Origin of the sequence: Arenibacter echinorum, assembly GCF_003259375.1 — a bacterium.
Classification (GTDB): domain Bacteria; phylum Bacteroidota; class Bacteroidia; order Flavobacteriales; family Flavobacteriaceae; genus Arenibacter; species Arenibacter echinorum.
The window spans coordinates 558,276-572,794 of the sequence record NZ_QLLN01000004.1 but is presented as its reverse complement, the minus strand read 5'-3'; the positions used below and the strand labels follow the sequence as shown (position 1 = coordinate 572,794).

Here is a 14,519-nt window from a genome sequence, read left to right as displayed (position 1 = left end):
TTTTGGGTATATCAAAACATGATAACTATCAGTACATTTTGTCGGGCATAAATTAATTCCTTACAGCATTTATTTATCCAAGAACACTGTTAATGCAATATTTATTCATAATGGAATAAGGAATTATCTTTTAAAATTAGTTAACCATCCTACCCATTGATCGGTCCATGTAGCCAAATGCGCTTCTTGCAGGCCCAAGGCAAATCCGTGACCGCCGGTTGGATAGATATGCATTTCGGCGGGAACCTGGTTCTTTACCAATGCAGTATAGAATAAAAGGCTGTTTTCTACTGGGACTCCTTTATCATCCGAGGCGTGCAGCAAAAAAGTGGGAGGGGTATCGGCAGTAACCTGTAATTCGTTGGAGAAATGATCTACCATTTTTTGGGTAGGGTTTTCTCCCAATAAGTTTTTTCTGGAGCCTCCATGGGTATTTGGTTCGCCCATAGTGATTACGGGATAGGCCAAGGTCATAAAGTCGGGTCGTGCACTTAGGTTATCAATGGTATCTTTTTTAGGATACACCTCTTCATTATAGTGGGTACCCAAGGTGGAAGCCAAATGCCCACCAGCTGAAAAGCCAATTATACCAACGTTGTTGGGATCAATATTCCATTCAATAGCTTTGGACCGCACCATCCTTATTGCTCGTTGTGCATCTTGTAGGGGTACTACGTGAATATCTGTTTGTGATTTTGCACTTGGCAAACGATATTTTACAACGATTCCGGCAATGCCCTTGCCATTAAGGAATTTTGCAAAATCGGTTCCTTCCCAGTCATAAGCCAGTATACCGTAACCACCTCCTGGGAAAATTAATACCGCCTGCCCAGTGGCATTTTTTTTGGCGGGTAGATACACCTCGATCTGAGGCACCTGTACCTTGGCTATCCTTACAATGTCCGCGCTTATCACCTCTTCTTTTTCATCTGTTTTGATGGAGTTGGGGATGTTGTTGGGCCAAAGAGGAAGTACGGTGTTTTGTGCGAAAATGGTCATAGAAAATAAACAGCTAAATAGGAAAAAGAATGGTTTCATTTTAATTTTTGAATAGGTTGATATGGTTAAAGATAGAAAATATCGTTGAACAAAAAGGACATTGTTTTCAAGCGCTTCCCAGACCGTTAAAATGACTTCATAATAGTTATTTTTACTGCTAAAAAACCTATAATTTTGATACTCATTGGTTATTAAAATGAAGTTTTTGATACTTTAAGATCATTTATAATTTTATAAAAAACTAATAATGAGCATATTAAGTATTTTCAATGTTTTGTTTCTAGAACTAAAATGCTCGTCTAAGAAAAGGAGACGTGTAGAGGGGACATTGTTGATTTTTTTAGCTAGAATTTTTTATCCTTCAAGGTGGTTGGGCGTTACGGCCGTGGCCGTCAGGCTTTACGCTATAAGTCCTCGTCCTGAATTTCAGAACTGCGGGCTTTTCACTTCAATCCTTAACGCAAAATAAACTTTATTTAAACAATGTTTGTTGCTGAAATAGTTTTAAGGCCTTGGTAGCCTTAGAATTATTATCGGAATCAATAATACAAAAGCGAAATTATTGGTGTATATTATTTGTTGGGGTTTAAAGTATTATTTGAATATTAAAACCTACTTTCCACAGAATTATTAATTGGTTAGTCTATAAACATGAAAATCGTAATTCTCTCTCAGAACCCAAATCTTTATTCCACCAATCGCCTGGTCGAAGCAGGAAAAAAGAAAGGGCATGAAATGTTGGTCGTAGACCATGGCAAGTGTGATCTCGTCATAGAAAAGAAGAAACCTGGACTTATTTATCAAGGGCAAGAAATCACTGGCGTTTCGGGAGTAATACCTAGGATAGGGGCATCTATAACCTTTTATGGTACGGCTGTGGTAAGGCAATTTGAAATGATGAAAGTCTTTACCGCCGTTGAGTCACAGGCCCTGGTCCGTTCAAGGGATAAACTGCGAAGCCTACAAATTTTATCGCGTGCCGGTTTGGGACTTCCTAAGACGGTATTCAGCAATTATTCCAGGGATGTTGGAACCATTATAGATAATGCCGGTGGTGCGCCAGTGGTCATTAAATTATTGGAAGGTACCCAAGGTCTTGGGGTGGTACTGGCGGACAATAGGAATTCGGCCGAATCGATCCTAGAGGCCTTTAATGGTCTAAAGGCAAGGGTAATTGTACAGGAATTTATCAAAGAGGCCAAGGGAGCGGATATTCGCGCCTTTGTTATAGATGGAGTTGTGGTCGGGGCCATGAAACGCCAAGGCAAGGAAGGAGAATTCCGATCCAATTTGCACCGAGGTGGTTCTGCCAATATCATAGAATTGACAGATGAAGAAGAAAATGCGGCCATAAAAGCGGCCAGGGCAATGGGACTTGGAGTGGCCGGGGTAGATATGCTTCAATCCGCCAGGGGGCCATTGATTTTAGAGGTAAATTCCTCCCCAGGTTTGGAAGGTATTGAGGCCGCCACCGGAAAAGATATTGCGGGTCTTATGATTAAATATGTGGAAAGACATGCTGAATAAGAAAAATGTATTATTAGGCCAAACCATTTTGCCAGGAAAGGGGATGTTGCTAAATCTGGATATAGCCAAATTGCATACAGGGACAAAAATTGAAGTTCCTATCATTGTTCAACGAGGAAAAAATCCAGGTCCTGTTTTATTAATAACGGGAGGCATACATGGGAATGAAATTAACGGGGTAGAGATCATTCGCAAATTGATTTCCAAAAAATATAACAGGCCGGATTATGGAACGGTCATATGTATTCCAGTGGTCAATATATTCGGTTTTCTGAACCAGTCAAGGCAGTTCCCTGATGGGCGTGATCTAAATAGGGTTTTTCCCGGGAGTCCCCGTGGCTCCTTGGCCAGTAGGTTTGCCTATCATCTTATGAAAGAAATTGCGCCAAAAGTAGATTATTGTATCGATTATCATACGGGAGCTGAAAGCCGATTTAATGCACCACAGACCAGGATTAATAAAGACGATGAACAATGTATGGAATTGGCAAAAGTATTTGGCGCACCATTTGTTGTATTGGCAAAAACTAGGGAGAAGTCGTTTCGGGAAGCATTGGCCAAAATGGGTAAGAAAGTATTGCTTTTTGAAGGGGGAAAATCCTTGGATATAAATAACCAGATTACAAAGATGGGGATTTCAGGTGCGCTTAGGGTAATGGATCATTTGGGAATGAGGAATTTTAAAGGAGAGTTAAAGCTAATGGAGGCTAGGTCTCCACACCCAGTGACCATTGAGTCATCCCAGTGGATCAGGGCAAAATATTCTGGTATGTTTCACCCCTCTATTTCTTTAGGGAGTAAAGTGTCAAAAGGAGATCTTTTAGGGAATATATCCGATCCGTTTGGCAACTTTGAACGGAGAGTAAATGCGTTGAACGATGGACATATCATATGTATCAACCAATCTCCGATAGTAAATCAGGGCGATGCTATTTTTCATGTAGCGCAAGATTAAACTTTCAAGTCCTTGACACTAGATTAAGGACTTGAAGGTTTTAATTAATCCTAACCTAATAAAATAACTAGGGGATTTGTAATATGCTAGAATCAGGTCTATTTTAAGATAATGATGGCGTGTATTTACTAATCAAAACTAGGTATATTCAAAGATTCACCTCCCTGTAGTGCGGATTTATGCGCAACAATCCCTGGAGCAGTATACGCTAGGGATTCATAAATGTTGATTTCAGGGTCACGGTTATGTACAATAGCATCGATAAACTCATGGGTTATAAAAGTATGGGAACCATCATGCCCACTAGCATGTCTAAGTGCTGCAGGTAACATATCCGTCTCCCACCACAGAGGTTGTTCATATGTTTCTACCCTATTTTTTTTGTTTTTAAAACCTGCATCATCCTTGCCAATTTCATTGGATGCCCATACTAATGTGGAATCCCCACCTCCATGCTCGGACATATAAAAACTCATTTTATCGCCCCGCCATTCTCCCCTTTCAACTTCGCGCAGTGCTCCTTTCCAGTTTACTTCTACACGAAAAGCTGTTCCTCTGTTGGTTTTAAAAAAAGCTGTTTCGTTCCAAAAAGGGTTGTTGTATGGATTGTTTTGCAATAATGGACTATCATCTCCCCAACCCATAGCGCTAACTTGGGTTAGCCGCTCCCCTGTTACGGAAATTAAGAACGAGGTACAGTGGGTAGGGTATAACATTGGTGGTACCCCATGTCTCCAAGTGGCCTTGCCATCCTCAAAAAATAGCTCTTCCAACCCCGGATGATTATATTCCGCTGCAGCACTGAACACCTTCCCGAAAGCTCCTTCCTTATAAAACTTTTTTGCCGATATGGTAGCTTGTCTGTAAACGCTGGTTTCGGCCATCATATAGGTAAGTCCAGTTTGGCTCACCGCCTCCTTTAATTGATAACATTCCTCCAAGGTCCAAGCGGCGGGCACAGCGCACAAAACATGCTTCCCCGCGTTTAGGCTGGCCAAAACATGCTTAGCGTGATCCGGAGCGGGAGTGGCAATAAATACAGCTTCGATTTTTGGGTCCTGCAACAATTTCTCCAACGATTCATAACTTTTTTTGCATGAATATACCTCCATAAGATGGTTACGGCGATCGGAACGAAGATCACTTACTGCTTCTACAATGCAATTGGGGTGTTCATGGAAATAAAAACTGGCACCAAACCTTCCTCCAACAATACCGATCCTGACCTTTTTATCTACGGCCGGTATATTTGCCAAAGCAAAATATGGGACTAAGGCCAAGGTACTGCTGCCCAGTAATGTGGTGCCTAGAAATTTTCTTCTATCGGGATTGGCAATTACTCCAGTTTTAATTGTTTTCATAACCTTTTATTATTTTAATTTCGGGTGTAAATAAATCAGCCCCAATCCTCGTCCAAGGTTTTGTAGTCTATCTTGCCTTGATCACCAGCAACTCGGTTTACCAGATCGGCAGTGGTAAGGCAGAAATCGGTCCGTAAAATATCAGCCCTTTTTAAAACAATTAAAAAATGTTCCGATCTCTTGGAATTCCCAAACACCAAGAAGTACACTTGCACAGGCTTTTTCCCTTTTCTAATCCTTAATTCATCCATTTTTAACTCCGGATTATAGGGGTTTTCAGATAGTTGGGCAAGGGAGCTAAGTCCAAGGAAAAGCATAAAGAGGTTAAAGAACAGCTGTTTTACTTGTGGCACTATATGGTTTTTAGGAGTTGGTTTTTTTTGGTTTGTTTTAGGTATATAAATAACGTTAAAACTTTTGGATAACCCAACATTAAATTACCTTTATGCAAGGGTTATGGACCATGTTTTATATGTTACGGCCGAGGGTTTTGTAATTGTTTGTTAGGGGTTGGGATGTGTATGGATACGGCTTCTTTTAATAAATCTTTATAATCCTGGTTATCCGTGCTTATTTCATAGTTTCCCTCTTGGGATATATTCTCGGCCAAGGTATTGTTATAGGCGATACTAGGCGTGCTTCCTTTGGAAAATAGGTAGTTGTTTCTCACAACATTGGTTGAGGCCCTATGGAAGCGAATCGGAGATTTGGCAATGTTGTAGATAAGGTTGTTTTCCACAAGCACATTCTTGGTACCTTCATCCAAGAACATCCCATTACTTTCAGCTCTTCCGGTATTCACGGAAATATCATGAATATGGTTGCCGACCAATTTGCTTCCTGGTTGCAGGCCCAACATATAAATTCCGCCTCCATCACTTAGAGTTTGCATTACATGATGAATGTGGTTTTCTGCAATAGTATTGTCCCTACAAGGGGTTGCCTGAGGGCTCCACATCCAACCAATGGAAATACCGGTGTAAGGAAGGTTGTAAATTTCGTTGTTTCTAAGTTGTGTTTCAGAGGTTAGGCCACACCAGATTCCAACAGCACCGTAGAATTGCACCCCGCAATCTGAAATATTACTGTCTTGCACCTTGTTCCCAAGCGCTGCCTGTTCCGGGGCAATTTTCCACCAAGGTTCTCCAGAGACCAATCGATCTTGACCCTCACCGATCATTATCCCGTTTCCAGAAATATCCCAAAGGGTGCATCTATTTATGGTGCAATTGCTACTACCGGTTCCCAACCAGATACCACTTCCTCCCAAGGAGGAGAATTTACAATTTTCAAATTTGATATTTTTGGCCCAGTGCGTCCTTACGGCTGCCGGGACTACCGCCCATTCTTTTGCACCCCCTTGGGTATCAAAATGGCATGCCTGAATACCTGCGTAGATTTTGTTAGGGATATTATATCTGCAATGTTCAAAACTTATCCCTTCAAAACTAATATTGGATATGGGTTCCTTTTCTGTGCCATCCAAAAGCACTAAGGATTCCGCAACGGGGGCTTCTATGGTAAATTGGTTTGGGTTCTTATTGAGTGGTAGTTTGAGGTATATTTTAGACATTGCGGTATCCAAATACCACTCATAATCCACATCCAAAAATTCAATTGAATTTTCTAGGTAATAACGTGGATTGGGTTCCCAATTATCCAAATTAAAAAAATTTAAACCTTTTGCCCCTATCGAATCCACAGCAGAAATAGTGTGGGTTTCCAATGCTATATTTTTAATTGGTATTCTTGTTATGGACCAATCGTGCAGCAAAACGAGTTCCACTTCCTTAGGATTTTTGGGAAGGGGGAAATCTTCTGGATAAAACGTAAAATTGGTTCTTCTGTCGGCTCCCACTTGCTTTACCCTTAAATATTCCTTATTGGGATGTCTGGCACGAACGGCTCGTTTGCCTTGGACGAACAACTCCCGGAAATTACCAATATATTTGGGAATTTTCGCCTCCCACATTCCCTCACTCAAAGAAGTCCAGTTATTAATTGCTACGGATCCGGATATTATGGGTACCGAGCCTTGGACCGATCTGAATTCAATGGGGACTTTGTTCTTATTTATTTGGGAATCAATTTTTATGGGATCTTTAATGCGATATGTACCATCATTTAGCCATATTACAATCTTCTGTTGGGCCTTGGAAATCTTAGACCCCAATTGTTCTGTGGCCTTATGAAGAGTTTTAAAGGGTTTGTCATACGTCCCGGAATTAGTGTCGGATCCCAAGGGCGAAACATATATTTCCTTTATTTGCTGTGCTGCTGAGCAATTTATCCACAGAGCAAAAGTTGCCATGGCCATTATGGTTAGGTATTTTTTACTGTGCATTCTTTTTGTTGATTTCATAATAATCAAAATAAAGGTCCTCCCTAGAAAATCCGGCAATTACTTGGGTTGGTTTTTGTTTTTCGGTATTAGGGGTCAATCAGAATTCCCATTTTGCCTTTATTAGTTCTTTATTTCTTTCCATAGTTACATATTAGAAGCCATGTCGGCTTATGGGGTTAACCATATTTCTTGACCAGGTTGGGTTTCAATTATTAATATATCCCCATCCCATTGGGTGTCTACCTCATCTTTAATTGAAAATTCTTTATTGGTAAAGGGATTGTTAAGTCGCATTTCCCCACCTTTTTCTGAAAAAATCTTAACCCATTTTAGTTTCCCGTCCTGTTTCTGAGCAGAAATCAAAAAAGCACCTTCTGTCCGTAATTTGCTAAATCCAACGTTTTTCCAATCAGCGGGAATAGCGGGAAAAAGGTGTACGGTTCCAGTGTGACTCTGTATCAGCATCTCCTGTAGGCCCGAAGCAAAGGCAAAGTTGCCCTCCAAGGTAAATGGCCTATAAGTGAAATTTGATTTTCCGGTACCGGATTGGTCACCGTTGACGTGAAAACTATTGGGCAGTACAAAGGAGGTGGCAAAATCCTTTAATGCTTTTGCCGCTCCTTCCCCATTAAAAGCCCTGGCCTTTAGATTTCCCAGCCAGCTAAAGGAATAGCCGACCCATTGACTGGATCCAATGGCGTCCAAGTTGTCGATGGTCTTTTCAATGATCTCCATATCCTTTGCGCCGTTTGCCGGGTCTATTAACCCAAGGGGGTGAATGGCCATTAAATGGGAGAAGTGCCGGTGCGATTCGTTGAAAGGTAGGCTAGGGGAAAACATAAGGCCATGTTCATTCACAGCATAATCCGGCCATTCTTTTAAGGCAGATTTCCATTGATTTGCTTCCTCTTTTAGTCCCAATTCAAGGGCAAGTTCGGCAGCATGGGAATAGGTCCATCTGACAAGGGAAAGGTCAAAATTTGTTATTTCCCCAAACCAGGCTTCCCGAGAATTATTATGTATTTCAGGGCTGGAACTCAACGGTAGTTTTCGTTTTCCATCCTCACCCAAAACCGACAATTCATTAAAATGAATAGCGACCTCCTTGATCCACGGATAGGCCTCGTTCTTGAGGAAATCACGATCCATGGTATAGCGCCAATGCAGGTAAAAATGTTGCCCTAACCAAGCCCCGACCGTTGGGCCGAAAGAATATTGGATCCAACCTCCCATAGGGTCTCCCGTTAGAGTGGTAACCCCGGGTACATTAAGTCCGTTAGTGCCATAGAAATCTCTGGTATATTTTTTAAAAGTAGGTTTATATTGGGTAAGCCAGTCGATAAACCCTTGTTCCAAATCCAAATGGTTAGCGGAATAGGTAGGCCAATAACTTAATTGTGTATTAAGATCATGATGGTAATCGCCTTTCCAGGGCGGTAATTTGCCATTATCCGCTGTCCATACACTTTGCAGGGATATGGGTGGCGCCCCTTGTCTGGCTGCCGATCCCAACTTGTACATTTCCATATACCATTGATTCTGCAATACAGGATCTGGAACTTTTATAGTAGATTGGTTCCAGAATGAATTCCACCAAGCTATATGACTTTCCATATATGATGCCATTCCTGACTGAAACGCTTTTGTTACCAGTTGTGCTGCAGTTTCAATGGGTTCTTTATCGGAGGTTTTTGAGCTTATGCTCCAACTACCCTGTAATCCTTTTGGTGTAGGTTTCCACTGGGTGTGGACCTGAAATTGAAAATTGGACCATCCTTTCTGATCATAGGTAATAATATGGTCTTTTTGGGTAACCCTGCCCCCATCATAATTTAATCTTCGAAGATCTTGCCCTGTTACCGGGTCGTTGGCACCTTCTTGTTTTACCGATACATAGGCAGGTGGAATAATGGTGGGATTCAAATCTCCGTTAATGTTTTCAAAGGTATACCAGCCCAAAGGTTCAGTGGCATGGACAAAGGTTTTAAGTATGGCGCCATTCTTCCATTTTACTTCGCAAATTGCTGAATCCAAATTAAGCTTAACCGATTCTACCTCCCCCAAAGCCTTCACGTCAAATTCCAAGGCTCCGCCGGGAATTTTGGAAGGCGCAGGTAATTGATCATAGGGCACATCATAACGATCCTGTACATTTTTATAGGTGTCTTTTTCCCATTGCTCCTTTACCCAATCAAAGCCGTATTTCGCGAAATCTAGATTTTCCATGGGACGGAGATCCCACAGATCCACTCTGTCCAAGGATAATCGGAGCTTTCCGTCATTTTCCCAAACCAAGGCTCCCACAGTTCCATTTCCCAAGGGAATTGCTTCATCCCAACTAGTGGCTAATTGATTGAACTCCAGTTTGTATTTAGGAAGTCGGTCTAGTTCCAGTTTGTTTCTTTCAGATTCGCAACTCCATAAGCTGATAACTATGGCCAGGAGGCATATTGTTTTAGCTTTCATTTGTATTGTTTTATTGTTCAATATATTACAAACCAAGTGCTATCATTGGCGGGAATTTCCACTTTTAATTCAACGGAATAATCCCTTGCCAATTCATAGTCTGTTCTTTTTCCTTCTTTTTCCTGAATACTTACCGTATGGGTATGCCCAGTATAGTAAAGGGGAAGTTTTATGGTTTGGGTCAAGGTCTCGTTGGTCGGGTTAAAGAACAATGCCATCCCTTTTTCGTTCAATTTCGGATCTACATGCATAATTCCATCGATTTCCGTTCCATTAGCCCTTTTTAAATGGATAATAGGCGCGTTAAGTATGTTCCGGTATTTTTTGTACCAATCTACGACTTCAATTACTGTCTCCTTCGTTTTTGGGGTGTCATATAATCGTGGCCCCCTGTAGCAGGCTTGTACTCCCATCCCGTAATTTTGTACCATATGTGCCTTATATGCGTTTAAATGGGTATCCAAAGGCTCAATGGTGGCATCCGCTCCCCCGCCATGATATTCAGTAAGGGGCACAAAGGTCCAACTCATACTCGGAAGTCGGTCAAAAGTACCATCGTACATATTTTGTCTCCCAAGCACCAATTGACGTTCTCGGGGTAGAGACCAATTGACTTCCCTATATCCAATACCGTTTTTAGTACTGCCACTAAGATAATACCAATCCGGGATATTTAGGGAAATTCCTTTTTCGTTGCACCATTTGTAGAAATCGGTAATTCGCTTCCAAGATTTCCATTGCGAATCTTCAACCCCTCTATGGCCTACATGTGCTGTGGAGGCACATAATTGACCCGGGTAGGAACCATCGTGTTCCAAAAGGTCAAAACCTGTTTTTTCGAAGAAAGTCCTCAATTTTTCAAAATAATCTATTCCCCATTGGCTGTTTAGGCAGGGCGAACTACCATGAATTACGCCACCCCTCTTACCAGTTTCAGGATTTATAACGTCTACTTCCTCACTTATCCACCTACTGGACAACAAGGAATATCCACCCAATTCTATGCCCCTGGAGTGGGCGTAGTCTGCCAAGGCCCGGAATTTGCTTGTATTGGCATCGGATAGATCTTCCATATTCAAGCCGCTGCCAAAACTTAAAATGACCATTTCGTAGCCTGTTTCCACGCATTGATCTATAGCGGCCTTTACTTTTTCATCGTCAGTGGTAGTCAGGTGTAAAAACAAGGGATTTTCAGTAGTCCAAGGGGCTATTAACTTATACATGGCATTGGTATAAAGGCCTTTACGCTGCCTGTCGTGACTGTCAAAAGGCATTTCCCAGATTCTGAAGGATTCAAAATTGGTACCTGGAGTTATGGTTTCATTGGGTCCGATTGGTAATTTACATTCCAATAAACAGGGCGTGGATAATAAATAACTGGCCTGCGAAGTGTAACGTGGATCTTTTTCCCAATGCACTACTTTATTCGCATTTTTCATGGACATGGAATGAAACTCAAAATCGCTTTCCACATGCATGTTGGGAGTTTCCCATTCTTTTTGTTTTTCTACAGCGCTTTCCGCCTCTACCATGGCAAGAAGTTCGCTCTTAAAATTATTCAGAACAATGGACTTATTTCCATGGTTATCAATGGTGAACCATTTACTGATCAAAGGAACGCCATCATAGATTTCATAATGTACCTTCACTTCCAAATCTGGAAATTCCGGATGGGCATAGGAAAAGGAAATTTGTTTTCCTTTGGTCGGTGTTTTGGGTTGTGAAGACCATCTTTTGTTGGGCCATTTGATACGTTCCTGTATGTCATGAACAATAAAGTCGGTTAGTTGAAACGATCCGGCCGGACTCCACATTTGGTCCAACCACTCCTCTTTTAAATAACCGTATTCAATTTGTCCGTCCAAACCACCAACGTTATATTCCTGGCCGTCTATGGTAAGCATGGCCTCCGGGCTCACCCCTCTCAAAAGCGATTCTCCATTCACCAGGTTTTTAAATTCGACCGTGGCACAATTTGGAGTAAGTCGGAAAGTTCTACTGATCAAGCCGTTGGACATTACAATCTCCTTTTCATTGGCCTGTTTATAAACAAGGGATGGCAGATCTACTTTGGTTATTAACCAATCGGTATTTACCCCATGTTCATATACTTTTTGGCCAAGGGGCAACTTTTGTATTAAAGGTTTTATGTGCTTATTAAAAGAGGCGTCAACGGTTTTTAATTTATTGAAATAATCGGCGTCTACCAACTGGGGTTTGAAGTTACTGTAATGTATTGTGGGTTCGGCCCAGACGGCATGGTCGCCAGAGATACCATCGCCCATATCCTCAACGGCGAGTTCCAAGACTTGAATTCCTGTGAGTTCAAGATCAGCATCCACGACTTTGGTTCCACCGCTTATTCTTTTGCTTTGCCACAATACTTTGCCATCTCCCTTTATTATAAATTTTACACTGCCTTTGCCTATGTTCTCCTCTGAATTGGCTACCCCTACAAAGGTCTTGACATCATTATTTTGGGAGTAGAATAGTTTATTGCCATCACTTAGGGCATTGAATTCAACATCCTGTGGATAGTCCTGCTTATCCTGTATTCCTACTCGAGTGCGAAATCTTTGGCTCTTGCCGCCCAAGAAGAAGAATAGCTTACTTCCGGATAGGGTTCCAATTCCCTTTTTAAAAGTTTCACCACCTATTTGTATAGGTAATCCGTTTATGGCCTTGTCTTTTTGGGCAGGCCACCATGCTTGTTCTGGTCTATCAACATCCAATTCTGAAAGGCTCATTGTCCCTTTTACCGTGTGTTGAGAACGGGAGGCCATAGAGAATAACAAGAATAACGGTAAATATATTTTTAGGTATTGCATTGGGATTTATATCTTAATTATGGTGTTTTTTAGGTTCTTACGGTTCAATAAAAGTATATTTTTATAACAGAGATCTTGTAGCAGTGGGTTGGCCATCGCGGGCTAATAGCTTCTTAAATTTTGTAACTATTGGTATTAAGGTGAAAAATTCCACTCTATGCATTATTAAAAATATTAACTATTTGTTAAGAGGCTATAAATATATCGACAAATAGCGATTTCGAAAGGCTTAGTAACGGAATATTGGCAATAGTCCTTGGGTTATGAAATCTGGGATAGAAGTGACTTAATAATGAATGTGACCAAATTGGCCTTGATTTGTTGGTTTAATGACGTCTTTTTGGTAAGGTATCTGAAAGTGTAAGGAATATTTGGAATAACTATTGGCATATAATCTTAGGAATATGCTTGATGGATTCCGTAAGATGTTTCTTGATAAAATTATTAATTTCCCATTGGTCCCCAAGCGGTATTTGAGTATTGGATTTGTAAAGGGAGTAGGGGTATGGGCCATATTCAGGGGTGATGGTTAAATAGGGGCGTTTTTTTTCCAAGGCCTTTTTGATCATCAAACCCCACCATTCTGTAAATAGATCCAACTCAGTTTTATAATTCCCATCCCTAGGGTCTATGACCTGTGGACTCTGGGCCGACCCTACCCTAGCATGAATATGATAGGTGTGTTCAATGGCTTTTTGAACCGCATAGGCCTGATTTTCCAATAAGGATTCGGCTACGCAACACCAATGGGACAGGTCTGAAGTTAGTTTCAGAAAAGGATATTCCTCCAAATAGGGTAAACAGGCGTGGGCGGCAAATGAAAAACGCGAGCGATGGGTTTCATGGGTAATGGTGACCCCGGTTTCCAATTGTATTTCCTGGGCCGTTTCAATTAGGGCTGAGTTTTGGTGGCGTGTAAAAAAGTCCATCCCAGTATGCGAATTCACGAATAGGGGATTGGCTTCCACAAGGTTGTACAAATGCCTTTTGTACTGTTCTTTATGCTTCGTAAAATCTACCTCCTGGGTTTCCCAATGCTGTGCCACAAAATCCAGTTCCAAATCCTTCAGCATGGAACATATTTCATTCTTTTTAACCCTTTCTAGGGGAAGATCTATTTCTACGCCATGATAGCCCGCTTTTTTTATCTTGTTTAAAAAAACGGACCAAGGTAATTGAGAACTTCCCCAGCGTGGATATATGAATTTAATTTGCATGCCTTGTATTATTTTAATTTCTCTGCTTTCTTTCCCCAACATGATCTACCCCTTGTTCCCTCTCAAATTCGATCATTTTTTTGGGTCTAAAGTTTAAAATTAAGGCTCTTCTTTGAGTTTCGGTAGTATTGCCTTGGCTAAAGTGAAGCGTAAAGCCATCATGAAAAGTACATCCACCTGGATTTAAGGGAATACTTAATGCCTTTGTGCTGTCGGTTTCGCAATATAGTGCTCCCCCATTGGGTAGGTTTTTGTGGGGGAGAATGGGTTTGCCTTCTGTTTTAGGGATAAACCACATACATCCGTTTTCCTCAAACACCTTGTCCAACGCAATCCAACAACTAGCCGATCTTTTGTCCGGCATAGCTATCCAATAGGCAGCGTCTTGGTGCCAGGGAGTTGGGGTATTGGTATTTGGGGCCTTGTTGATCATCATGTCAAAATCCAGTTCCATATCCTCGCCAAGTAGATCTTTGGCCCATTGTTCCGCTTTTTTATAAGCACTATTTTTAATAAGTTCCTGTGCTATGGTGCTGGGTCTCATAATTTGGGTAATACGCTCCACCTTTCTATCGGCACTATTTTCCGCTCCGGCAAGATCACTTCTTAGGTGGGCAGTTTTTACTTTGTCCTGTAACAATTTATCGTATATGGTCCTGAGGGTGTCCACTTCCTCTGGCGTGATTAAAGGATCTATTTTAATAAATCCATCTTTCATGAACTTTGATCTTTTGGTTTCCATGGCGCTTTTTTATAGGCTTCAAAGATGTAGTTAAAATACATAAATATCTTTCAATTTTGTACTATATTACTTTTTTATAC

Annotated in this window: 10 protein-coding genes; 2 read left to right on the top strand and 8 right to left on the bottom strand. The window is 41.3% G+C overall.

The window, feature by feature from the left end; all coding sequences use genetic code 11:
* Window positions 1–123: 123 nt before the first annotated feature.
* On the bottom strand, window positions 124–1,038 hold the full coding sequence (locus LV92_RS12830; RefSeq protein ID WP_111624027.1) for an alpha/beta hydrolase: 915 nt from the start codon (window positions 1,036–1,038) through the stop codon (window positions 124–126).
* A gap of 612 nt (window positions 1,039–1,650) precedes the next feature.
* Between LV92_RS12830 and rimK the strand changes: the two genes are divergently transcribed.
* Both rimK and LV92_RS12820 read left to right on the top strand, forming a co-directional pair.
* Window positions 1,651–2,526: a 30S ribosomal protein S6--L-glutamate ligase gene (gene rimK, locus LV92_RS12825; RefSeq protein WP_111624026.1), complete on the top strand. Its 876-nt coding sequence runs from the start codon at window positions 1,651–1,653 to the stop codon at window positions 2,524–2,526.
* Window positions 2,516–3,481: a succinylglutamate desuccinylase/aspartoacylase family protein gene (locus tag LV92_RS12820; protein WP_111624025.1), complete on the top strand. Its 966-nt coding sequence runs from the start codon at window positions 2,516–2,518 to the stop codon at window positions 3,479–3,481. Before rimK ends, LV92_RS12820 begins: the two co-directional genes overlap by 11 nt.
* Window positions 3,482–3,609: 128 nt before the next feature.
* On the opposite strand, the gene LV92_RS12815 is transcribed toward LV92_RS12820, so the two are convergent.
* The 7 genes from LV92_RS12815 to LV92_RS12785 form a co-directional block, all read right to left on the bottom strand.
* The gene (locus tag LV92_RS12815) at window positions 3,610–4,842 is read right to left on the bottom strand and encodes a Gfo/Idh/MocA family protein (RefSeq protein ID WP_211322972.1); all 1,233 of its coding nucleotides are present in this window, start codon (window positions 4,840–4,842) and stop codon (window positions 3,610–3,612) included.
* A gap of 35 nt (window positions 4,843–4,877) precedes the next feature.
* Window positions 4,878–5,195 carry a hypothetical protein gene (locus LV92_RS12810; protein ID WP_146613543.1) on the bottom strand — a complete coding sequence of 106 codons (318 nt, stop codon included), beginning with the start codon at window positions 5,193–5,195 and terminating at the stop codon, window positions 4,878–4,880.
* 122 nt (window positions 5,196–5,317) lie between these two features.
* A complete protein-coding gene (locus tag LV92_RS12805; RefSeq protein ID WP_111624023.1) occupies window positions 5,318–7,204 on the bottom strand; it encodes a right-handed parallel beta-helix repeat-containing protein in 1,887 nt (628 codons plus the stop codon).
* Between the two features lie 150 nt (window positions 7,205–7,354).
* Window positions 7,355–9,652, bottom strand: a complete 2,298-nt coding sequence (locus LV92_RS12800) for a glycosyl hydrolase family 95 catalytic domain-containing protein (RefSeq protein ID WP_111624022.1) — start codon at window positions 9,650–9,652, stop codon at window positions 7,355–7,357.
* A gap of 17 nt (window positions 9,653–9,669) precedes the next feature.
* Window positions 9,670–12,399, bottom strand: coding sequence for an NPCBM/NEW2 domain-containing protein (locus LV92_RS12795; RefSeq protein ID WP_111624139.1), 2,730 nt, complete (start codon window positions 12,397–12,399; stop codon window positions 9,670–9,672).
* Between the two features lie 461 nt (window positions 12,400–12,860).
* Window positions 12,861–13,697, bottom strand: a complete 837-nt coding sequence (locus tag LV92_RS12790; protein WP_111624138.1) for a sugar phosphate isomerase/epimerase family protein — start codon at window positions 13,695–13,697, stop codon at window positions 12,861–12,863.
* A 13-nt stretch (window positions 13,698–13,710) separates the two neighbouring features.
* The gene (locus tag LV92_RS12785) at window positions 13,711–14,439 is read right to left on the bottom strand and encodes a phytanoyl-CoA dioxygenase family protein (protein ID WP_111624021.1); all 729 of its coding nucleotides are present in this window, start codon (window positions 14,437–14,439) and stop codon (window positions 13,711–13,713) included.
* Window positions 14,440–14,519: the final 80 nt, after the last annotated feature.